The organism is Pseudomonas sp. JUb42 (assembly GCF_024807945.1).
GTDB lineage: Bacteria > Pseudomonadota > Gammaproteobacteria > Pseudomonadales > Pseudomonadaceae > Aquipseudomonas.
The window spans coordinates 113,035-134,932 of the sequence record NZ_JANUFD010000004.1 but is presented as its reverse complement, the minus strand read 5'-3'; the positions used below and the strand labels follow the sequence as shown (position 1 = coordinate 134,932).

Below are 21,898 nucleotides of genomic sequence, written 5' to 3'. Positions count from 1 at the left end.
TTCATGAACGGGGCCGCCACGTTTTGCGCCTTGTGGGGAAACCCCAGCGAACTAGCATGTAGTGACAATTCCAAGGGAGTCATTTCCATGTTCGCCGGATTCCAGAAAGACCAGCGTCACGTCAATGGCGTCGATATCGCCTATCGCATGGGCGGCTCGGGGCCGGGCCTGTTGTTGCTGCATGGTCACCCGCAGACCCACGTGATCTGGCACAAGGTTGCCGCGCAACTGGCGGAGCATTTCACCGTGGTCGCCGCTGACCTGCGCGGTTACGGCGACAGCAGCAAGCCTGAGGCCGATGAGGCCCACGCCAATTACTCCAAGCGCGAGATGGGCCGTGACGGTGTGGAACTGATGCGCTCCCTGGGTTTCGAGACCTTCTCGGTCCTGGCCCACGACCGTGGCGCCCGGGTCGCCCATCGTCTGGCCCTGGATCATCCGCAGCAAGTGACGCGCATGGTCCTGCTGGATATCGCCCCGACCCTGGCCATGTACAGCCAGACCGACGAAGCCTTTGCCCGAGCCTACTGGCACTGGTTCTTCCTGATCCGCCCGGCGCCGCTGCCGGAAAGCCTGATCGAAGGCAATCCCGAACAATACCTGCGCAGCGTCATGGGCAGCCGCAGCGCCGGGCTGTCACCGTTCACCGACGAGGCGTTCAGTGAATACGTGCGCTGCCTGAGCCTGCCGGGTGCGGCGCGGGGTGTCTGCGAGGATTATCGCGCTGCGGCCAGCATCGACCTTGAGCACGACCGTATCGATATCGACGCCGGGCATCACCTGCCTATGCCGCTGATGGTGCTCTGGGGCGCCCAGGGTATCGTCGGCCGCTGCTTCGATCCGCTCAAGGAATGGCAGCAGATCGCCAGTAATGTCCGCGGCCGGGCCCTGTCCGGTGGCCATTACCTGGCCGAAGAAGTCCCCGAGGAATTGTTGAGCCATGTGTTGCCGTTCCTGAGCTGATGAAAGCCCGCCACCGTATGACCTGATGCCTTCAAAAAAGCCCGCGCGCATGAGCCCGATCATGCGCGACGGCAGAGCTTTGCCTGCTGCTTTTGCAGCCCACACACCCGAGATAATAAAAATGACAATTCGAAAACTGCTGGGCACTTTGTACTTCCAGGTAATCGTCGCGATTATTCTGGGCGTGCTGATCGGAAACTACTGGCCGGCCATCGGCATCGATCTCAAACCGCTGGGTGATGGCTTCATCAAGCTGATCAAGATGATCATCGGCCCGATCATTTTCTGTACCGTGGTCGGCGGCATCACCAGCATGCACGACGTCAAGCAGGTCGGCCGGGTCGGCGGCAAGGCGCTGCTGTATTTCGAAGTGGTGTCCTCGATTGCCCTGGTGCTCGGGCTGCTGGCGGCCCATGCGCTGCATCCGGGGGCGGGCTTCAATGTCGACGTCAATACCCTTGACGCCAAGGCCATTGCCGGTTTCGTCAGCGATGCGGCCCATGGCGAAGGGGTCTCGGGCTTTCTGTTGCACGCCATTCCGGCGACCTTCTTCGATGCCTTCGCCAAGGGTGAGATCCTGCCGGTGCTGCTGGTATCGGTGATGTTCGGCATCGCTCTGGTCATGGTCGGCGAGAAGGGCCGGCCGCTGGTAGCGGTGGTCGGTCAGGCCAGCGAAGTGTTCTTCCGTATCGTCGGCATGATCAGCCGCGTCGCACCCATCGGCGCTTTCGGTGCCATTGCCTTTACCGTGGGTAAATACGGCCTGGCGTCGCTGCTGCCCTTGCTCAAGTTGATCGGCACTTTCTACCTGACGGCTTTCCTGTTCGTGGCCTGTGTACTGGGCAGCATTGCGCGCTACACCGGCTTCAGCATTTTCCGCCTGATGGGTTACATCAAATCCGAACTGATGATCGTGCTGGGCACCAGTTCATCGGAGTCGGCACTGCCGCAACTGATGCAGAAACTGGAAAGCCTGGGCTGTTCCAAGGGCGTGGTCGGTATCGTCGTGCCCACCGGCTACACCTTCAATCTGGACGGCACCAATATCTACATGACTCTGGCGGTGCTATTCCTGGCTCAGGCGACCAATATCGACCTGAGTCTGGAGCAGCAACTGACGCTGTTGGCCGTGGCCATGCTGACCTCAAAAGGCGCGGGAGCAGTGGTGGGCGCCGGTTTCGTTGCATTGGCGGCGAGCCTGGCGGTGGTGCCAACAGTGCCGGTGGCGGCAATGGTGCTGATCCTGGGGGTGGATCGCTTCATGGCCGAATGCCGCTCACTGACCAATATCATCGGCAACGCCGTCGCAGCCTTGGTGGTGGCTTCCTGGGAAGGTCAACTGGACCGAGAGAAGATGGCACCGATCGCCTTGCGTTGTGGGCGCAAGGCGGCGGTGGAAGTCGTCAAGCAGGGTTGAGTGCTGGCTTGGCAGCTTTGGTTTCAGGCGAACGCCCGCGCAAGGTGTGGCCATAAAAGGCCATGGCGGTAAGCAACGTCGACAACCAGACAAAGATCCCGGCCCAGAAAGTGTGGGACATGAAATGCCAGCCCTGTACGACTCTCGTGGTGCCATAAATGCAGCCGAGGATCATCGAGGCCCAGAATAGAGTACTGGCATGGCGCCAGCGATAACGCAGCGCAACGAAATACAGCGCCACCAGGGTGAAACCGCCGGACGCATGACCGCCCGGCCAGCAACGGCCTGCGCCGGCTTCATGTAGCAGATTGAAGTTTTCGTACCATTCCTGACGCGGCATGTCGCCGCCGTACAGGGTGGTTTCCACCGGGCAATAGATGCTGGTGTGGCTTTTCAGGTAGTGGATCACGCCGGTGGCGATGGCGAAGGCCACGACTACGAAGAAGAAGTCCAAACGGTAGCGAGTGAGCCATTGCAGCGGCCCGGCGATTCTTGCCGGGGCGCGCTCAGGCTTTAGGACCAGCGGAATCAGCGACAGCATCGCACCGACGATTGCCAGTTCGCCGACCCAGTTGGGAATGATGCGTGCCCAACGGTGAGTGATGTTTTCGAACAAACGGTTATGTTCAAAAGGGAATGTGTGATCGAGCGGATTATAAAGCCAATTGCTGATCGTTATATCAAGCCCGGCCAGATCGAACAGGACGAAGACCAGCAACGCCAATAACAGCGGCGTACCGAACTTGATCAGATAGAAGCGCGCGTCAAACCGGTTCAAGTCATGAAACTCCAGCGATAAAACAGATTGTATTCAAGGCGTTTTTGCCAGAACGGTTTTCCAGCCTGGCGCATCCATAAATCCGATAATCTTTGGCTTATGGCTGTTGGGGTCGATGGAAACGATCAGCGATGCACCGTAATTCATCATGGTTCGGGGAATATTCAGGGACTTTTCCAGTTGGTCGATACATTCACTGTGGGTGACCAGGATCAGATTACGTTGACCGACCTTATGTGCCACGACGTCTTGAAGCATGGTCTTGCGGCAATTGATCAGCCAGTCCTGATTGGCGACTGTGCGATCGAAGACAAAATGCGAGGTCTGGGTGGTACGCAGCAGCGGGCTACTGAAAATATCGGTGTTGTTCAGGCCCAGGGTCCTCATCGACTTGTTCAGTTCGATGGCCATGTTCTGGCCCTTGCGGGTAATGCCTGCGGGGTCGCCCATGCAAGGGTTGGTGGAGTGATCACAGCGTTCGACATGGCGCATCAGCACCACCAGTTCGCCACGACCCCAGAGGCCATTGATGTCGGCTTTCTGGAAATTGTTGCGCTGGGCGAGGTCCGGAGCAGAGGCGGGGGAAAAGGCATAGGCGCTCAAGGCTGCCGTGATGATCAGGCCGAATACGATGAAAAGGATGTTTCGATAAGGCCGCAGGGTGCTGAAGCCGCTGCGCCCGTTCAATACGATTCGGCTGAGAAATGTTTCCATGGTCAAACAGTTCCGGCAAGAGGGGGATTAACGCTCTGGGCCGGAGTTTATGAGGCGACAAGTCAATGTCCGGTGAAAGGGATGTGAAAAGCTTTTCACAACTGTAACAGCGGGCACAGGGTGCCCGCGTAATTGACAGTGGCAGGGTAGTAAATCCTGCTTCTGTAATGTTTTTGTCTTGAAACTGTGCGGTTGGAAGTATTAGAAGAACACTTTCACCAACAAGCTCGCGGTATTTTGATTGGTGTCGAAGTTACGGCTGTTTTCAATGCCGTACTTGTTGCTCCAGTAATCATACTCGATGCCGACGTAGAGCTTTTTCTCCGGGTAGTTCAGCGCTTTGCCCAGGTCGTATTTGATCTGTGGGTTGAAGTGCAGGTTGGAGTGGTAGCTGCCATGGGAGTTGACGTCGTTGTCCACCACCCAATCCATGAAGCCGTCGATCAGCACATCGGACTTGCCTACGGGGATGGTGTAGGACCACACAGGCGTGATCTGCCAGGCGTTGTCACCGGCACGCGGGCCTTCGGTGTAGCGCTTGTAGAAGTTGAGCTGGAAGTAGTCGAAACCTGGGACGTTGAGGTCGAAGCCGGGGCCGATCAGATAAGACTCGACATCGCCTTCGCCGAACTCATAGGTCGCGGCCAGTAGCACGTCGGTGATCGGGCCGAACTGGAATTTCTGGCCGAAGATCTTGCCCATGGACAGGCGCGGGGAGAACTCGCCGTAGTAGGTGTTGGTGCCGACGCCAGGGTCGCGCTTGCCGTTGTAGAAGATCTTGTCGATGAACAGGAAGTTATCGCCGTACTTCCAGCTGTCGGCGTGTTCGAAGGTGAAGGTCTGCTGGATTTCCGGGTTAACGGCGAAGTCCTTGCCGTTCAGGTAGGTCAGGCTGTTGCTCTGCCATTGCAGCAAGTCCTCTGCCATGGTTGGCCCGGCGGCCAACAGACTGGTGGCCAGAATCGCGCTGGAAAGAATACGGTTCATCGATTTGCTCCCTTGGGTCAAAGTTTTCGTTGAGGGCTAACGCTCTGTTTTGGCGTCTTTTCCCGGTTATAAATACTGTCTGATTGGTCAGCTTTAAGGTGATAGCAAGAGCTGCGCCAATCGCCTGAAAAAAGACGAAAAAAAGCATTCGGCTGAGGAGAAATCAGTCGGTTTCGCAGTTTTCAGGGTTATTCCGGCTGAAGTTTCCGGGATTTATTAATGGTCTGACCGGTCAGGAAGATTTCTACCCCTGGCGGGCAGGGGGCGCGCAGGATACTGAGTGGGCCGGGGTGGTTCAAGTGCGCCTGGATGGGGCGCAGCGGGAGAAGATGGGGCGGGGATATCAAGCGCCGAATACTGTTGTGGGACCGGCTTTAGCCGGGAAGGCGCAGGCAAGATCGATAAATGTCTATCGCCTGCTCTAATGTCTTCCCGGCTAAAGCCGATCCCACAGAGTTTGCATTAATCCAGGCAGGTGTTAATTGATCTTCGCCCCGGCATCGATCCACGCCCCGAGCATGTCCCGTTCCTGCTGAGTCATCTGGGTGATGTTGCCCAAGGGCATGATTTGCGCGGTCACGGCCTGGGCCTGGATGCGTGGCGCCAGTAGCTGGATCTGCTGTGGGGTGTCGAATATGATTCCGGCCGGGGCACTGCTGAACAGCGAGCTGGTCGGTTTGGCCGAATGGCAGACGGCGCAGCGTTGCTGGATCATCTGATGGATCTTCTCGAAGTCCACCTCGGGCACCTTGGCTACGACTTCGGGTTCGGGCGCCGCTGCCGGTTTCACTTCATCAGCCCGATGGCCGCCGATGGCCGTGGCCGGCAGTGGCTGATAGTCGATCTTCGCCGGGCCTGGCGCAGTAGCCGAAGGCAGTGGCACCGGGCCGGTGACATAGGCCAGGCAAAGCATGCCCAATGCGGCCACGGGCAGGGTCCAGGCGAACTTGTGGCTGTTGTGGCGGGTGTTGAAGTAATGCCGGACCAGCACCGCCAGTACCGCGATACCTGCGAGGATCAGCCAGTTGTAAGGGCTGCCGTAGGTGCTCGGAAAGTGGTTGCTGATCATGATGAACAGCACTGGCAGGGTGAAGTAGTTGTTGTGCCGCGAACGCAGCAGGCCCTTGGCCGGAAGTGCCGGGTCCGGCGTGCGGTTCTCGGCGATGGCCGCGACCAGGGCGCGCTGGGCGGGCATGATGATGCGGAACACGTTGCCGACCATGATGGTGCCGATCACCGCGCCGACATGCAGGTACGCGCCACGGCCGCTGAAGATCTGGCTGTAGCCGTAGGCAGCGGCCACCAGCAGGATGAACAGGATCAGGCCGAGCAGGGCCGGGCGCTTGCCCAGGGCTGAGTCGCACAGAAAGCTGTAGACGAACCAGCCGACGATCAGCGAGCCCAGGCCGATATGCACGCCTTCGGCGCCGGTCAGGCTGCTGCCGGGGGCGAGCAGGTAAAGGGTCGGGTTGGCGTAGAAGACTACGCAGAGCAGCGCCACCCCGGACAGCCAGGTGGAGTAGGCCTCCCATTTGAACCAGTGCAGGTTCTCCGGCATGGTTGGTGGTGCCAGTTTGTATTTTTCCAGGTGGTAGATGCCGCCACCGTGGATTGCCCAGAGGTCTCCGGACAGGCCGTCACGCGGGTTGACCCGGTTGAGGTTGTTCTCCAGCCAGACGAAATAGAACGAGGCGCCGATCCAGGCCACGCCCACGATCATATGAACCCAGCGCACGCTCAGGTTCAGCCATTCCATCAGATGTGCTTGCACAGTCATTACCGTTCGCCTGCCCCCATTTGCGGGTGTACAGGCCCTTTTTAAAAGTGGGGATCAAGAACCAGCATCTGGTCCTCTTCGAAGAAATGCTCATCGCAGTTATTGCCACTGCCACTGCGATCAACCACCAGGAAGTCATCCCGCTTTTCGATCGTCAGCACCGGGTGGTGCCAGACGCCGCGATGGTAATTAACACCCTGCCTGCCATTGCTGATGAAGGCGCGGGTCAACTCTGAGTCAGGTGCATCGCCAAGTGGCGCGACCACGACCAGAAAAGGGTTGCCGAGCAGCGGCACAAAGGCCTGGCTGCCCTGCGGATGGCGCTCGAGCATGCGTACGGTCAGCGGCATTTCCAGGGCCTCGGCGCGGAAGATGCTGATGATCGCCTTGTCGTCCGGCTGCGCGGTCTGCACCTCGGCCAGGCGATGGAAGCGCTGGGTCGAGCCGTTGTTGATCATGAAGTGGGCGCTGCCGTCGGTTTCGATGACATCACCGAACGGGGCAAAGGCTTCTTTGGTCAATGGCTCGATAATCAATGTGCGCATGCGGGGTCTTCTGTTCTCAAATATTGGCAAATCACATCACTGTGGGAGCGGATTCATCCGCGAAAAGGCCGATACATCCGACACATCTACGGCCTTTGAAATACCGCCTTCGCGGATGAATCCGCTCCCACAATCAGGCCTGTACTTATTTTACGACTTTGCCCAACACGCGCAGGCGACTCACCCCGCCATCCGGAAACACATTCAGGCGGATATGGGTGATCGGGCCCAGGGCCTTGATCTGTTCGGCGAATTCGTGCTCAGCGTGCATGCTCAGTTTCTGGCTGGGCAGCAGTTCGCGCCAGAACAGGCTCTGGGTTTCGATCTGGCTGTCGGTGCCGCCTTTGACGAACGCCGCCTGGATCGAGCAGCTGTCCGGGTAGTTGCCCTTGAAGTGCAGGGTGTCGACTATGACTTTTTCCACTTCGCCGGCATGGCCCAGGGCGATGATCACCCAGTCATTGCCTGGCGTGCGGCGGCGCGCGGTTTCCCAGCCGTCGCCCATGTTCACACCACGGCCGGGGTTGAGGATGTTGCTCATGCTGCCGTAGTGCTCGTCAGAGCAGGCCAGGGAGCGGCCACCGTTGAGGGCGCTGACCAGGTCGATCTGCTCATCGGCGCTGACCGTAGCCCAGTCGCGGTACGGCACGCCATATACGCGCAGACGCGCCACGCCGCCGTCCGGGTAGATATTGAAACGCAGGTGGCTATAGGCCTGGCTGTCGTCGATAGCATGGTAGTGATGGCTGTTGCCTTGCAGTTCGACGGCAGGCAGCACTTCAACCCACTGGGTGTTTTCGTCCGGTTCGCCCGAGGCCAGGAAGCAGGCTTCAAGGGAAGCCGAAGGCGGGAAGTTACCGGTGAAATACGAAGTGTCGATGTCCACGCCCTTGATCGTGCCGGGTACGCCCAGGCGGATCACGGCAGTGTCGAAGCCTTCAAAACGCTTGCGCCGCGATTCCCAGCCGTCCATCCACTTGCCGTTGTCATCGAACACGCCTTCTTTCCACACCGCCGGGGTCGGCTGGAACAGGCGGTTGGCGTCGGCGAACCAATCGTCGGTGACGGAAAGGATTTTGGTGCCGAGGCGGGCATCGGCCAGGTTGACGAACTTTTCGAACGGTGCGGCGTAAACTTTCATTCTTGGGTCTGCCTTGTGATGACGGGGACGCTATCGGCTGAGCCTACAGGGCTTGTAGGCGAAATAGCGCGATCTTGTTGATTTCAGCCAGGGCGCAGGCGAATTCGGTGGCGGCTTCGTGGTGAATGCGCGTTTCAAAGGCGGCGAGGATCTGATGCCGGTTGCTGCCCTTGACCGCCATGATGAACGGAAAGCCGAATTTTGCCTTGTAGGCCGCGTTGAGTTCGGTGAAACGCTGGAATTCTTCCGGGGTGCACTGGTGGATGCCAGCGCCGGCCTGTTCGCCAGTGCTGGCGGCAGTCAATTGGCCTTGCACGGCAGCCTTGCCGGCCAGGTCCGGGTGGGCGTTGATCAGGGCCAGTTGCGCGGCGTGATCGGCGCCGAGCAGCACCTCGCTCATACGCCCGTGCAGCGCCTCTACTGAGTTGAGCGGGGTGTCGTGGTAGCGGTCCCAAGTGGTTGCCGCGACCCAGGGCGAATGCTCGTAGATATCGGCCAGGGCGCGGACAAACTCCTCGCGATTGGATGACGCGGGCAGGCCGCTCATTGGGCGGCCTCGGTTGCCTGGTACGGATGTTCGCTGTGCCAGTGCCGGGCGATATCGACGCGCCGGGCGAACCATACCTGCTCATGGCCCTTGGCGTATTCGATGAAGCGCTTGAGGGCGGCCAGTCGCGCCGGGCGGCCGATCAGGCGGCAATGCAGGCCGATGGAAAGCATCTTCGGCGCTTCGCTGCCTTCTTCGTAGAGCACGTCGAAGGCGTCCTTGAGGTACTGGAAAAACTGTTCGCCGTTATTGAAACCCTGCACCTGGGTGAAACGCATGTCATTGGTGTCGAGGGTGTAAGGGATCACCAGATGGGGCTTGCCGGTGGGGTTGTTCGGCTCCCAGTAGGGCAGGTCGTCGTCGTAGGTGTCGCAATCGTAGAGAAAGCCGCCTTCTTCCATCACCAGGCGCCGGGTATTGGGTCCGGTACGACCGGTGTACCAACCCAGTGGCCGCTCGCCGCTGATCTCGGTGAGGATGCGGATGGCCTCGAGCATATGGGCGCGCTCCTGGGCCTCGTCCATGTACTGATAGTCGATCCAGCGATAACCGTGGCTGCAGATCTCATGGCCCAGGGCAACCATGGCGCGGATCACGTCCGGGTGACGCTGGGCGGCCATGGCCACGGCGAAGATGGTCAGGGGAATGTCGAATTCTCTGAACAGCTTGAGGATGCGCCAGACGCCGGCGCGGCTGCCGTATTCGTAGAGCGATTCCATGCTCATGTTGCGCGCGCCCTGCAACGGCTGCGCGGCGACCATCTCGGACAGAAAGGCTTCGGATTCCTTGTCGCCATGGAGGATATTACGCTCGCCGCCTTCTTCGTAATTGAGCACGAACGACAACGCAATGCGGGCATTGCCGGGCCAGTGCGGATGGGGCGGGTTACTGCCGTAACCGATCAGGTCGCGTGGGTAATCGGTGCTCACTACAATTTTCCTTCAAGACAGGTGGCGGCGGGCAAGGTGTTGATTGTATACAATCTTTGTTTTGAATCGTAAGCCCATTGACGAAAACGCCATGGCTCAAGGTAATGCAATAAACTTGCCTGATTGGTCAGGTTAACGGTAAAAAAACCAATGCTTTCCTCGGTGTGCCCTTGAACAGGGTGATCTCGGTTGCTCAGACTTTTACGCAGCCAGCGTTACGGGATTTATTGTGTACAGTTTTTCCCCGAAATGTCTTAATCGTGCATCGTTTTGGTTTTTCCTGCACCTTCAAGGTGCGTGACTTCACTATCCTCTACCGCCACAGGAGCGTCGATACGCCATGGGACGATTGACTACACACGTACTGGACTCGGCCTACGGTCGTCCGGGCAGCAATATTGCTGTCGAACTGTACCGGGTCGCAGGCTCGCAGCTTGAGCTGCTTGCCAGCACCCTGACCAATAGCGATGGCCGCTGCGACACGCCCTTGCTGCAAGGTGAGGCGTACTGCTCCGGGGTCTATCAATTGCATTTCCATGTCGGTGATTACTACCGCGCAGGTGCTGTCGACCTGCTCGATCCTGCGTTTCTCGACGTCGTGGTGCTGCGCTTCGGGATTGACGCCGGTCAGGAGCACTACCATGTGCCGCTGTTAGTCTCGCCCTACAGTTATTCGACCTATCGCGGCAGTTGAACCGTCGCGCCGGGCCTGACGGCTGACGCTTGCCTGCCCACACTGCAGGCTTTTTTATGGGCGCTAAAAAAGCACTGTTGTACATAGTTAGCGCCATTTCCCGCCCTGCTTTAGGGAAGCTCCAGCGATCTGAATCAATGGAGCTTCACCTGATGGAAGACTCACACGACACCCTCGACGATCTGCTGACTCTGGGCAGCCTGTCCCCGGCGTTTCCCGAAAGCCTGCTGCGACAGAACATCACCGACCTTGAGCGGCGCATTCTTGCCTGGGTCGGGCAGGAGATCGAACACGCTACGCGGCTGGCGAGCTACCAACTCTGGAATGGCAAACTCAAGGCTGCCGTCGAAGCCGCGCAAGCCATCACCCAGGTTTTTCATGATCGTGTCGCGCCGCTGGAAAGCGACTTCCTGCTCAAGCACCAGGCTTCGCTGATCAGGCTGCGTCAGCAGGGGCTGCTGGCCGAAGCGCAGTTGCAGCTCAGTGAAGGCCGACTGGATGACGCCGACCTGCAACGTCTCAAGCAGGCTCTGGAGATGGTTGCGAATGTCGAGACGAGTGCCGACACGGTCTATCTGGATCTGTGCATTGCCGATGACGACGTGCCCATCGAGTTGAGCGGGGTTCTGATTGTCACTTCGGCCCAAGCCGCCAGCACGCCTGGCCTTGAAGAGCCCGCGTTGTTGTACGTTCCCGGCAGTGGCGGCGGCCTGCATAAGTTCGCGTCATTGCAAGCGCTCAAGGCCCGCCTGCGCCTGACCCTGTGCAGTGGCCTGGCAACGCCGCTGTGGCGTCACGTGTCGGCGCGCAAAAGAATGTGGGCAATGAGCGGTGAGGTGCAGTTACTCACCCGCGTTATCAGCGGGCGCCCGGTCGGCCACGGCATACAGGCGCAAATCAGGCAGCTTGAAGCGTCCTTTCAGGCCGCCCAGGCCGGAGAGCGTTTTTTCCCTGACAGTGATACTCGGGACGAAACCCTTATCCGGTTGTATCGGGAGATGGCCGACAATCTGTCAGTGCCGGTCAATGAAGTACGTGAACAGGTCGTTGAGCGCATCGCCGAGCAGCAACGCACCGCCGAACTGGCGGCGAAACTTCCGCAGTGGCTGCTCAATGCCCCGGTCGATAGCCGTGTCGAGTACGTCGACATGCTCAAGGAATATCGCAGTGCCGCCGTGCTGCTGGAAACCCATCTGCAAGAGGTCCTGCCTGGTTATGAGGACTTTGCTGCGCAATGCCTGGCCGAGCGGATCAGGCAGGACCTCAAGCTGGACGTGGATGCCGCACAGCTGATGGTCGAATTGCCGCAAGAGGTACGTCACGCTATCGATATGGCGCCCGAGACTCCGCGACCGTTCAGCTTCTGGCAAGCGTCCGGGCCCTGGGCAAAGCAGAACCTGGCGCAACTGGCCTGCTACAACCTGGACCCGGACGATGTGGCCACCCGGGCACTGTGGTCTTTCGCCAGAATCAGCTACCCGCCAGCGCCGCAATTATCGGGGTTGGCAGCCATCGACGGGGCCTACCTGCACGGCATCATTCCCGCCTTGGATGTGACGCAAAAATACCGTCGATTGCTGCAACAGGTTTTCGGGACGCGCTCCAACGGGGCGGTTGCCCACGCCGAAATGAAACTCAAACCCTTCGAGCTGGAGCTTGTCCTCAACGGCTTCACCGCCCGTCACCGTCGCCTGCTGACGGACGCGGGTTACGATCTGTTGCGGCAGGCGGCGCGGGCGTGTTCGGTCAGTGAGCTCAACCGCGCTGGAATATTTACCGATTGGGTGATCTTCAAGCCGGGGCAGGCGCTCAGTGGCGAGCGCAGCGATACGACCCTGCAAGGGCTGTGCGTGATCCGTCATCCGGCGAGCAGCAAAGTGCTGATGTATCTGCCCCAAGTGCCGGATGGCGACTGCCTGATCGAAGCCGATAGCCTCGATCAAGCCCGTGAGCGCCTGATGCAAAGCCTCAAGCGGTTCAGCTCGCGGGTCACCTGGCTGGCCTCGCGAGCGGACGACACGGTTGATCGCGAACGCCATGAGCACTACATCAATCAAGCCCTGCAGCGCAATTTTGCCGGGTTCATTGGCTTCGTCCCTGCACTGGATCTGTTGCCCTGCCAGCAGCAATGCAACGCCCGCGAGTGGCTGCACTATCAGCAGACGCGCCTTTACGGGCGCAGCAATCGCGAACTCGGCATGGCGCGCGAGCGCCAGCGCAACGAGGTCTACCTGATGTTTCTCAAGGCCGGCCTGGCGTTCATTCCGGGGCTGGGTGTGTTGCTCAGTGTCAAGGATGGCTGGGATGATGCCCAGGCGGCTGAAGACGCCTTGCATAACGGCAGAGTGGAGGACGGCGTATGGATGGCGGGCAGCGCGCTGCTCTGCGTGGCGGATGTGCTGCTCTCGGTGGTGCCAGGAGCCGCTGGCGTGACGGCATTGGCCCGCACGGCGCGCAAGGCGACCCGTGTCCGGCAGGCGGCCCGATTATTGGAGTCAGTGCCTTCAGTGTCGCGCAAACGTTATGTGATCAAGCCGTTCGCCGGCTATGAAACCGCGCTGGCCCGGGCCGGAGCCGTACCCCTCAGCGGGCGTGATGCCGGTGTCTGGCGCAAGGATGGCAAGTGGTTCATCTATCGCCAGGACAAGGCCTACGAGGTTTATCGACGTTCCAACGAACAGACCCTGCGCCTGAAGAAAACTGCCGGTCAGGGCTACGAGCCAGCGGTGCGTCTGGTGGGCGGGCAGTGGGTCTATCACACCGATGTCGGCCTTAAGGGTGGCGGGCGCTCATGGATCGCCGAGATTCTCATCAGCCAGTGCGGGCTCTCGCGGCAGGAGGCCCGCCGGCTGCTCGAACAATTTGCCTTTCCCGAAGCGTTGCAACAACGCATGGAGCTGGATGTGGCCTGGTTCTATCAGGCGCACCGGACCACGCCGTCCTGGGCCGAGCGCTACCGGCGTCCGATAACGAGTCAACCGGGCGCGTCAACATCGACGGCGACCGGAACCAAGCGCAGGCACCCTGAGTCCGGACAGGGCGAAGCTCAGCGTCGTCCCGAGCAGCCCATTGCAGGACCGTCGCGGCCGACGGCAGCGCCTGATAACTGGCAGGACTGGGCACTGACCTCTACCGAGGCCGGCGCCATGGATCAAATCAGCTTCACCCCGCCGATTTTCCGTTACAACCGCGGGCCGGACCTGGATGCCATCCGCATCGGCAAGGATTATTACGAAATATTGCCAAGGAATATCGGCGAACCCGGTATGGACGCGCTGATTCGCAACAGACAGGTGCCCTGCGTCAGCTTTGCGGATCTGAGCGACGTGCTTCGCCACAATCTCAACAATCAGCCTTGGGTTGCCCGATTTGATCAGGGGGCGGGGCAATGGCGGATACAGGGCGTGCTATTCAGCCAGCCACTGGAGAACCTGATCCAGGCCAGCCGCCCAGGTTTTACCGGCGCAACGCAAAGGGTCCTGGCGCATAAGCTGTTTGACCTCGCTCAGACCGAATCGCCGCATTTGACGGCAGACCGCTTACTGACCATGAACGCCACGTTCAAGGCCTGGCAGCAAGGCGGCCAGGCACCCTTGGCGCAGCTCAATGACCCGCTGCTGATGCTCAGTGGTGCCAGACACTTGAGTAATGCCGATGGCTCGCGTTTTTGGCGGGTCGGCAACGAAAGTGCGCATCAGCCCTTTTATCGCCTGGATTTTTCCGCACGCGATCCGATGATTGCCGCTCATCTCTACGATTTGACTTTCGATGCCAGCGCCCAGGCCTCGAGAACCCTCAGGGCGCTGATGGCTCGTGCGCTTAGCCTCAATGGTTATGAGGTGCTTGGCCATGAGTTTCAGTGGCGGCAACGCAATTTCATGGTATTTCGCCGCCCAGGATTGGAGGAGGTGTTTCTACTCAATCTGCGCCAGGGTCGGCATTCGATCATTGAATCAGCACCGGGCCGGGTGATCGCCTACGATCAGTTCCTCGCTCCATGGCTGGCTTCGCCCGCCCTCGGTGATGCTGCGGACCCTGTTGTAGTGGCGTTGCGCGATGCTCACGCCAACGGCAGGCTGGTGTTGCTGATTGGCGGTATCAATATCAACGCTCTGGAACTGGGAGGGACCCAGGTGTTCATCATGCGTCTGGCCAATGACCTGAGCGGCTGAACTCACCCTGAACCTTGCATCGCGGTGGCGCATAAGTGCCGCCGCGATGTTCTGTTGCGATGGCGTGTGTACAATGTGTTGATACAAAATGGCCACACTTCTGGCTGCAATTGCCAGATTCCACCTCAAACGAGCGCTCATGAACGAACCATTGACCCCCCTCAAAAAACAGCCGCGCCCGGCCAAGACCGTGCGCAGCGGTACCCAGGACGATATGGTCTACACCTATGTTTTCGAGGCGATCCTTGAGCAGCGTCTGGCACCCGGCACCAAGTTGAGTGAAGAGGCGCTGGGCGAGATCTTCGGTGTCAGCCGTACCATCATCCGCCGCGCGTTGTCGCGTCTGGGCCACGAAGGTGTGGTGCTGTTGCGGCCCAATCGCGGCGCGGTGGTTGCCAGCCCCAGTGTCGAGGAGGCGCGCCAGGTGTTTTTTGCCAGGCGCATGGTGGAGAAGGCCATCACTGAATTGGCGGTGCAGCACGCCACCGCCGAGCAACTGGCGCAGCTGCGGCAGATGGTCAATGACGAGCGCGACAGTTTTTCCCGTGGCGACCGTGGCGCCGGCATTCGCCTGTCAGGGGAGTTCCACCTGCAGCTGGCGGTTGCGGCGAAAAACGCGCCACTGATCAGCTTCCAGCGCAGCCTGGTGTCGCAGACATCCCTGATCATTGCCCAGTACGAGACCAGCAACCGTACCCACTGCTCCTGGGATGAGCACGCTGAGCTGATCGACGCCATCGAATCCCGGGATGCTGCCCGTGCTGTGCAGCTGATGATGCATCACATGGACCATATCGACAGCCAACTCAACCTCGACGACGACAGCGCCTCGGATGATCTGCATGCGGTGTTCTCGCATTTGATGCTGGGCAAGAAAAAGCCGCGTTCGGCCTGAGTCAGGTGGGAGCGAATTCATTCGCGAAGAGGCCGGTACATCCGACGCATCTTCATCGCCTGGAACACCGCTTTCGCGAATGAATTCGCTCCCACAAGATTTGCTCGCTACCTCTGTTGGTGTTTGCTACGTGACAGCGCGGCATCGTAGACGGGGCGGGATCTCCCACAGAATTGGCTCCCACAATTTGCCTCCCCACCAAAACTTCTCTAATTTCTGCTGTGCACCAATTTCCCCGCCGAATACGTGCGGCTCACGGTCCGGTCGTCCCCCAGCGTCATTAGCACAAACAGAATCTCGGCAATGTCCCTGGCCTGTTTCAGGCGATAGGACAGCAGGGGTGTGGCGTGATAGTCCAGTACCACGAAGTCAGCTTCGTTGCCCGCTCGCAGGCTGCCAATACGCTCGTCCAGGCGCAGGGCACGTGCGCCGCCGAGGGTGGCCAGGTACAGCGACTTGAACGGGCTGAGTTTGGCGCCCTGCAACTGCATCACTTTGTAGGCTTCGTTCAGGGTCTGCAGGATCGAAAAGCTGGTGCCGCCGCCGACATCGGTCCCCACGCCGACATTGACCTTGTGCCGCTCTGCCATGGGCAGGTTGAACAGGCCGCTGCCGAGAAACAGGTTCGAAGTGGGGCAGAAGGCGATGGCCGAGCCGGTCTCGCCCAGGCGCGCGCATTCGGCGTCGCACAGGTGCACGCCGTGGGCGAATACCGAGCGCTCGCCCAGCAGCTTGAAGTGGTCATACACATCCAGGTAGCCGCTGCGCTCGGGGAACAGTGCCTTGACCCACTCGACTTCTTGCAGGTTCTCGCTGATATGGGTCTGCATGTACAGGTCTGGGTATTCCCCCAGCAGCTGCCCGGCCAGGGCCAGTTGTTCGGGTGTGCTGGTCGGCGCGAAGCGTGGCGTGACCGCATAGTGCAGGCGGCCCTGACCGTGCCAGCGCTCGATCAGCGCCTTGCTGTCGACATAGCTCGAATCGGCGGTGTCGACCAGGTCATCCGGGGCGTTGCGATCCATCATCACCTTGCCCGCGATCATTCTCAGGTCGAGCTTCTGTGCCACCTGAAAGAACGCCTCCACCGATTCCTTATGCACGCTGCCGAACACCAGGGCAGTGGTGGTGCCGTTGCGCAGCAGTTCCTTGACGAAGATATCCGCGACTTCGGCGGCATGGGCCGGGTCGGCGAACTGTTTTTCGCAGGGGAAGGTGTAGGTGTTGAGCCAGTCCAGCAACTGCTCGCCATAGGCGCCGATCATGCCGGTCTGGGGCAGGTGGATATGGGTGTCGATAAAGCCTGGGGTGATCAGGGCATCGGGATACTCGATCAGTTCGACGTCCACTTCCAGGCTGCCCAGCAGATCGGCGGCATGGCCGATGGCGACGATATGACCGTTCTCAACCAGCAGCAGGCCATCGGCAAAGTACTCGTAGGAATCCTCGATGCCCACTTCGGCGGGGTCGGCGATGCTGTGCAGGAGGGCGGCGCGGTAAGCGGTTTTCTTGTGGCTAGGCGTAGGTGACATAGAGCTCATCGAGGTCCCTGGCTGCGGCGCGAGACCGGCAATAGTTGGGCGACCGGCTCTTGTCCGGCGCTGGATTGGCCAAAGCTGGCGTTATAGGTGGCGATCACTTCGGCGGCGATGGACACGGCAATCTCGATCGGCAACTTGCCTTTGACCTCGGCCAGGCCCATGGGGCAGCGCATGCGTTGCAGCAGGGCCGGTTCATAGCCGCGATCACGCAGACGATGCTCGAACTTGACCCGCTTGGTCTTCGAACCGATCAGGCCGAAATAGCCGAAGTCAGCGCGCTTGAGGATGGCTGCGGTCAATTCAAGATCCAACTGATGGTTATGGGTCATGACGATGCAGTAACTGCCCGTGGGCAGTTCGGCGACTTCGTCCAGCGGCTCTTCGTTGACGATTTTCAGCACCCCGGCGGGCAGGGTGTCGGGGAACTCGTTTTCCCGGGAGTCAATCCAGCGCACCCGGCATGGCAGGCTGGCAAGTAACGGCACCAATGCCCGACCGACATGCCCGGCACCGAATACGGCGATCTGCGCCTGAGGCTGGCCCATAAGTTCGAACAGCAGGACATTCACTCCGCCGCAGCACTGGCCGAGGCTGGCACCGAGGCTGAAGCGTTCCAGGCGTGTGCCCTGGCTGCCGCTGGCGAGCATGTCCCGGGCGATTTCCATGGCCTTGTATTCCAGATGGCCGCCGCCGATGGTGTCGTAGATCTTTGCGGCGCTGACTACCATCTTCGAACCGGCATTACGCGGGGTCGAGCCGCGCTCTTCGATGATGGTCACAAGCACGCAAGGCTCGTCCCGGGTTTGCAGATCGGCCAGGGCGCTGATCCAGTTGGTCATACGATTCTCCCGCCAGGCACAGGGCTTGTTGGGCTTGAGAGACTTGTGGGAGCGAGGCTTGCCCGCGAAAGCGATAATTCAGACGCAAGAGATGCATCGGATGTACTGGCCTCTTCGCGGGCAAGCCTCGCTCCCACAAGTAATTCGCGCATCTGCTCGCATCCCCACAACACCCGCTCCGGCGTGGCCGGGGCGTCGATGCGTGGTTGTTGGCGGTAGTCGCCGAGGCTGGCCACGGCGTCCTTGATTGCGCACCATGCAGCGATACCAAGCATAAATGGCGGCTCGCCCACGGCCTTGGAGTGGAACACGGTGTCTTCCGGGTTCTGGCGTTTTTCCACCAGCTTGACCCGCAGGTCCAGCGGCAGATCAGCAACGGCGGGGATCTTGTAGCTGGCCGGCCCCGAGGTCATCAGCTTGCCCTTGTCGTTCCACACCAGTTCTTCGCAGGTCAGCCAACCGGCGCCCTGGATATAGCCGCCTTCGACCTGGCCGATATCGATGGCCGGGTTCAGCGATGCGCCGACGTCGTGCAGGATGTCGGTGCGTAGCATCTTGTATTCGCCGGTCAGGGTATCGACGATGACCTCGGCACAGGCCGCGCCAAAGGCGAAGTAATAGAAGGGCCGGCCACGGGCCTGAGTGCGGTCGTAGAAGATCTTCGGCGTCTTGTAGTAACCGGTACTCGACAGCGATACCTGGCCCATCCACGCCTGCTGCGCCAGCGCAGCGAAGCTCAGCAGTTGCTCGCCGACGCGCACATGGCCGTTGCGAAACTCGACCTCGGACTCCGGCACCTGATAGTGCCGCGCGGCAAATTCCACCAGGCGCTGCTTGAGGATTTCTGCGGCATTTTGCGCGGCCTTGCCGTTCAGGTCGGTGCCACTGGAGGCGGCCGTGGGCGAGGTATTGGGCACCTTGTCGGTATTGGTCGCGGTGATCTGGATGCGCCCGATATCGACCTGGAACACCTCGGCCACTACTTGGGCGACTTTGGTATTGAGGCCCTGGCCCATCTCCGTGCCGCCGTGGTTCAGGTGGATACTGCCGTCGGTGTAGATATGGATCAGCGCGCCAGCCTGGTTGAGAAAGCTGGCGGTAAAGGAAATGCCGAATTTCACCGGGGTCAGGGCCAGACCTTTCTTCAGGATCGGGCTGGCGGCGTTGAAGGCACGGATGGCTTCACGGCGCTCGGCGTAGTCGCAGCTGGCTTCCAGCTCGGCAGTCATTTCCTCAAGCAGGTTGTGCTCGACGGTCTGGTAGTAGTGGGTGACGTTGCGCTCGTCCTGGCCGTAGTAATTGCGTTTGCGCACGGCCAGCGGGTCTACGCCCAGATAGCGGGCGATACTGTCCATCACCTCTTCGATGGCCACCATGCCTTGCGGGCCGCCAAAGCCGCGATAGGCGGTATTGGACGCCGTATGGGTCTTGCAGCGATGGCCGTTGACGGTGGCGTCGCCCAGGTAATAGGCGTTGTCGGCATGGAACATGGCGCGGTCGACAATGGACGCCGACAGGTCCGGCGAGTAGCCGCAGTTACCCGCCAGATCCAACTGGATACCGTGCAGGCGACCAGTATCATCGAAGCCGACGTCGTATTCGATATAGAAGGGGTGGCGCTTGCCGGTCATCAGCATGTCTTCGACCCGGGGCAGGCGCATCTTGGTCGGCTGGCCGGTCAGATGAGCGATCACCGCGCACAGGCAGGCGGGGCTGGCGGCCTGGGTTTCCTTGCCGCCGAAACCGCCACCCATGCGGCGCATATCAACGACGATGCGGCTCATGGGCACGTCGAGGACTTCGGCCACCAGCTTCTGGACTTCCGTCGGGTTCTGGGTCGAGCAGTAGACGATCATGCCGCCATCTTCGCTGGGCATGACCGACGACACCTGGGTCTCCAGATAAAAATGTTCCTGACCGCCGATATGCAGGCTGCCTTGCAGGCGATGGGGCGCCGAGGCCAGGGCCGTGGACGAGTCACCGCGCTGATGGGTATGGCTGTCGAGGACAAAGTGCTTCTTGCGCAGGGCTTCGACCACATCGAGCACGGGCACCAGGTCTTCGTATTCGATTACTGCCGCCATGGCTGCCTGCCGGGCGATTTCCAGGCTGCTGGCGGCGACGGCCAGGACCGGCTGGCCGACGAACTCGACGATATCGATGGCCAGCAGCGGATCACCGGGCAGCAGCGGGCCGATGTCCTTGAGACCGGGAATATCCTCGTGGGTGACAACGATGCGCACACCCTCGAAGGCCAGGCACGGCGTCGTATCAATACTGAGAATACGTGCGTGGGCGCGGTCGGACAGGCGCGCATAGACGTGCAACTGGTTGGGAAACTCCAGACGATCGTCGATATACAGCGCCTCGCCTGACACATGCTTGTCGGCGCTGTCGTGCTTGACGCTGCGACCGACGCCGGTGGTCAGGTCCTGACGAAACAGGTCGGCCAGTTCGGCCTGGGTTTTCTGCGGCGCGTGATTAGACATAAGCAGTCACCCGCGTCTGGATATTCGGCGTTTGCAGTTCGATAAAAGCCTTGCGCAGCAGGTTGCGCGCGGTCAGCAGGCGGTATTCCTTGCTGGCGCGGAAGTCCGACAGCGGCGTGAAATCATCACCGAGGGCGGCGCAGGCCTGCTCCAGGGTGTCAGAATTCCAGGTTGCGCCGATCAGCGCCTGTTCACAGGCAGTTGCACGCTTGGCAATCGCTGCCATGCCGCCGAAGGCCACCCGGGCATCGACGACCCTGCCATCGTTGATTTCCAGACGCAGGGCTGCGCAGACGGCAGAGATATCGTCATCCAGGCGTTTCGACACCTTATAGGCGCGGAACCACTGCCGGGCGTTGGCCTTGGGCACAACGATGGTCTCGATGAACTCGCCGGGCTGACGGGCGGTGACCCGGTAATCAATGAAGTAGTCCTCAAGCGCCAGGGTGCGGCGGTTGTCGCCCTTGCGCAGGATCAGTTGCGCGCCAAGGGCGATCAGCAGCGGCGGGGTATCGCCGATGGGCGAGGCATTGCCGATATTGCCGCCCAGGGTGCCCTGGTTGCGGATCTGCAACGAGGCGAAACGCTGCAACAGCTCGCCGAAGTCCGGGTATTGCGCAGCCAGTGCGGCGTGGCAATCGCTCAAGGGTGTGGCGGCGCCGATTTCCAGGCGATCGTCGAAGTGCCGGATGCCCTTGAGTTCGGCGACATTGCCGACATAAATCATCACCGGCAGTTGGCGATGCAACTGGGTCACTTCCAGTGCCAGGTCGGTGCCACCGGCCAGCAACCGGGCGTCGGGGTTCTGTTGGTAAAGATTGGCAAGGTCAGCCACGGTGTAAGGCATCAGGCAACGCTTGTTGCCGTCGCTCAGCTCAAGATGCGGTTGCGGGGCGATGGCGCGCAGGCGGGCGATGGTTTGCGCTTCGTGCTGATCGAAGGGATCGGGCTGACGCTGGCTGCACGCCTGTTCGGCGGCGGCGAGAATCGGCCGGTAGCCGGTGCACCGACACAGATTGCCCGCCAGGGCTTCGTGGGCCTGATGGCTGTCGGCGCCGCTGCTGTTCTTTTGCAAGGCAAACAGCGACATGACGAAGCCTGGCGTACAGAAACCGCATTGCGAGCCGTGGCAGTCGACCATGGCCTGCTGCACGCTGTGCAGACGGCCTTGATGCTTGAGGTCTTCGACACTGATCAGTTGTTTGCCGTGCAGCGAGGCGACAAAGGTCAGGCAGGAATTGAGGCTGCGATAACGCAGGCGGTCCTGGCCGTCGCCGTCGGTTTCCAGCTCGCCAACCACCACCGTACAGGCGCCGCAGTCGCCGCTGGCACAGCCTTCCTTGGTGCCGGTCTTGTGCACATGCCCGCGCAGGTAATTGAGCACCGTCATATTCGGGTCCAGTACATGCTCGGTCTGCAGGGTCTGGTTGAGAAGAAACTGGATCACGGCGCAGCGCCTCTATCTTTTGTAAT

17 protein-coding genes are annotated in these 21,898 nt (G+C 60.4%); 5 read left to right on the top strand and 12 right to left on the bottom strand.

Annotated features, from left to right (window positions below):
* The first annotated feature begins 87 nt into the window (after positions 1-87).
* Both M2401_RS09520 and M2401_RS09515 read left to right on the top strand, forming a co-directional pair.
* Positions 88-963, top strand: a complete 876-nt coding sequence (locus M2401_RS09520; RefSeq protein ID WP_259101990.1) for an alpha/beta fold hydrolase — start codon at positions 88-90, stop codon at positions 961-963.
* A gap of 121 nt (positions 964-1,084) precedes the next feature.
* Positions 1,085-2,380 (top strand): dicarboxylate/amino acid:cation symporter, encoded by a 1,296-nt coding sequence (locus tag M2401_RS09515; protein ID WP_259101987.1) that lies wholly within the window; start codon positions 1,085-1,087, stop codon positions 2,378-2,380.
* Here the strand turns inward: M2401_RS09515 and M2401_RS09510 are convergent.
* The 8 genes from M2401_RS09510 to puuE all read right to left on the bottom strand — a co-directional run bounded on the left by M2401_RS09510 (position 2,367) and on the right by puuE (position 9,798).
* Positions 2,367-3,158, bottom strand: coding sequence for a phosphatase PAP2 family protein (locus M2401_RS09510; protein WP_259101986.1), 792 nt, complete (start codon positions 3,156-3,158; stop codon positions 2,367-2,369). The two genes, M2401_RS09515 and M2401_RS09510, sit on opposite strands and share 14 nt — an antisense overlap.
* A gap of 33 nt (positions 3,159-3,191) precedes the next feature.
* Positions 3,192-3,872, bottom strand: coding sequence for a histidine phosphatase family protein (locus M2401_RS09505; protein ID WP_259101983.1), 681 nt, complete (start codon positions 3,870-3,872; stop codon positions 3,192-3,194).
* Between the two features lie 201 nt (positions 3,873-4,073).
* Positions 4,074-4,859, bottom strand: coding sequence for an outer membrane protein OmpK (locus M2401_RS09500; RefSeq protein WP_259101980.1), 786 nt, complete (start codon positions 4,857-4,859; stop codon positions 4,074-4,076).
* A 478-nt stretch (positions 4,860-5,337) separates the two neighbouring features.
* Positions 5,338-6,630 carry a urate hydroxylase PuuD gene (locus tag M2401_RS09495; RefSeq protein ID WP_259102689.1) on the bottom strand — a complete coding sequence of 431 codons (1,293 nt, stop codon included), beginning with the start codon at positions 6,628-6,630 and terminating at the stop codon, positions 5,338-5,340.
* 47 nt (positions 6,631-6,677) lie between these two features.
* Positions 6,678-7,181: an ureidoglycolate lyase gene (locus tag M2401_RS09490; RefSeq protein ID WP_259101978.1), complete on the bottom strand. Its 504-nt coding sequence runs from the start codon at positions 7,179-7,181 to the stop codon at positions 6,678-6,680.
* Positions 7,182-7,326: 145 nt separating this feature from the next.
* A complete protein-coding gene (alc, locus tag M2401_RS09485; RefSeq protein WP_259101975.1) occupies positions 7,327-8,322 on the bottom strand; it encodes an allantoicase in 996 nt (331 codons plus the stop codon).
* Between the two features lie 43 nt (positions 8,323-8,365).
* Complete coding sequence (gene uraD / locus M2401_RS09480) at positions 8,366-8,869, bottom strand: 2-oxo-4-hydroxy-4-carboxy-5-ureidoimidazoline decarboxylase (RefSeq protein WP_259101973.1); 504 nt, start codon at positions 8,867-8,869, stop codon at positions 8,366-8,368.
* Positions 8,866-9,798: an allantoinase PuuE gene (gene puuE / locus M2401_RS09475; protein ID WP_259101969.1), complete on the bottom strand. Its 933-nt coding sequence runs from the start codon at positions 9,796-9,798 to the stop codon at positions 8,866-8,868. The genes uraD and puuE overlap by 4 nt, the downstream gene beginning before the upstream one ends.
* A gap of 340 nt (positions 9,799-10,138) precedes the next feature.
* On the opposite strand from puuE, the gene uraH reads away from it, so the two are divergent.
* The 3 genes from uraH (at position 10,139) to M2401_RS09460 (ending at position 15,559) form a co-directional block, all read left to right on the top strand.
* The gene (gene uraH / locus M2401_RS09470) at positions 10,139-10,492 is read left to right on the top strand and encodes a hydroxyisourate hydrolase (protein WP_259101967.1); all 354 of its coding nucleotides are present in this window, start codon (positions 10,139-10,141) and stop codon (positions 10,490-10,492) included.
* A gap of 152 nt (positions 10,493-10,644) precedes the next feature.
* Positions 10,645-14,664 carry a dermonecrotic toxin domain-containing protein gene (locus tag M2401_RS09465; RefSeq protein ID WP_259101965.1) on the top strand — a complete coding sequence of 1,340 codons (4,020 nt, stop codon included), beginning with the start codon at positions 10,645-10,647 and terminating at the stop codon, positions 14,662-14,664.
* Positions 14,665-14,803: 139 nt separating this feature from the next.
* Complete coding sequence (locus M2401_RS09460; protein ID WP_259101962.1) at positions 14,804-15,559, top strand: GntR family transcriptional regulator; 756 nt, start codon at positions 14,804-14,806, stop codon at positions 15,557-15,559.
* A 209-nt stretch (positions 15,560-15,768) separates the two neighbouring features.
* Here the strand turns inward: M2401_RS09460 and guaD are convergent, their stop codons facing one another.
* The 4 genes from guaD to xdhA are packed head-to-tail and all read right to left on the bottom strand — an operon-like array spanning position 15,769 to position 21,872.
* The gene (guaD, locus tag M2401_RS09455) at positions 15,769-17,097 is read right to left on the bottom strand and encodes a guanine deaminase (protein WP_259101961.1); all 1,329 of its coding nucleotides are present in this window, start codon (positions 17,095-17,097) and stop codon (positions 15,769-15,771) included.
* On the bottom strand, positions 17,094-17,936 hold the full coding sequence (gene xdhC / locus M2401_RS09450; RefSeq protein WP_259101959.1) for a xanthine dehydrogenase accessory protein XdhC: 843 nt from the start codon (positions 17,934-17,936) through the stop codon (positions 17,094-17,096). Before xdhC ends, guaD begins: the two co-directional genes overlap by 4 nt.
* The gene (xdhB, locus tag M2401_RS09445; protein ID WP_259101957.1) at positions 17,933-20,425 is read right to left on the bottom strand and encodes a xanthine dehydrogenase molybdopterin binding subunit; all 2,493 of its coding nucleotides are present in this window, start codon (positions 20,423-20,425) and stop codon (positions 17,933-17,935) included. The genes xdhC and xdhB overlap by 4 nt, the downstream gene beginning before the upstream one ends.
* Positions 20,418-21,872, bottom strand: coding sequence for a xanthine dehydrogenase small subunit (gene xdhA, locus M2401_RS09440; protein WP_259101954.1), 1,455 nt, complete (start codon positions 21,870-21,872; stop codon positions 20,418-20,420). The genes xdhB and xdhA overlap by 8 nt, the downstream gene beginning before the upstream one ends.
* Between the last annotated feature and the right edge of the window lie 26 nt (positions 21,873-21,898).

Excerpts from the sequence above, each read along its gene's own strand:
- M2401_RS09520 (WP_259101990.1), top strand. The coding sequence starts at position 88 with ATGTTCGCCGGATTCCAGAAAGACCAGCGTCACGTCAATGGCGTCGAT.
- M2401_RS09515 (WP_259101987.1), top strand. The coding sequence starts at position 1,085 with ATGACAATTCGAAAACTGCTGGGCACTTTGTACTTCCAGGTAATCGTC.
- M2401_RS09505 (WP_259101983.1), bottom strand. The coding sequence starts at position 3,872 with ATGGAAACATTTCTCAGCCGAATCGTATTGAACGGGCGCAGCGGCTTC.
- M2401_RS09500 (WP_259101980.1), bottom strand. The coding sequence starts at position 4,859 with ATGAACCGTATTCTTTCCAGCGCGATTCTGGCCACCAGTCTGTTGGCC.
- M2401_RS09490 (WP_259101978.1), bottom strand. The coding sequence starts at position 7,181 with ATGCGCACATTGATTATCGAGCCATTGACCAAAGAAGCCTTTGCCCCG.
- alc (WP_259101975.1), bottom strand. The coding sequence starts at position 8,322 with ATGAAAGTTTACGCCGCACCGTTCGAAAAGTTCGTCAACCTGGCCGAT.
- uraD (WP_259101973.1), bottom strand. The coding sequence starts at position 8,869 with ATGAGCGGCCTGCCCGCGTCATCCAATCGCGAGGAGTTTGTCCGCGCC.
- uraH (WP_259101967.1), top strand. The coding sequence starts at position 10,139 with ATGGGACGATTGACTACACACGTACTGGACTCGGCCTACGGTCGTCCG.
- M2401_RS09465 (WP_259101965.1), top strand. The coding sequence starts at position 10,645 with ATGGAAGACTCACACGACACCCTCGACGATCTGCTGACTCTGGGCAGC.
- M2401_RS09460 (WP_259101962.1), top strand. The coding sequence starts at position 14,804 with ATGAACGAACCATTGACCCCCCTCAAAAAACAGCCGCGCCCGGCCAAG.
- guaD (WP_259101961.1), bottom strand. The coding sequence starts at position 17,097 with ATGAGCTCTATGTCACCTACGCCTAGCCACAAGAAAACCGCTTACCGC.
- xdhC (WP_259101959.1), bottom strand. The coding sequence starts at position 17,936 with ATGACCAACTGGATCAGCGCCCTGGCCGATCTGCAAACCCGGGACGAG.
- xdhB (WP_259101957.1), bottom strand. The coding sequence starts at position 20,425 with ATGTCTAATCACGCGCCGCAGAAAACCCAGGCCGAACTGGCCGACCTG.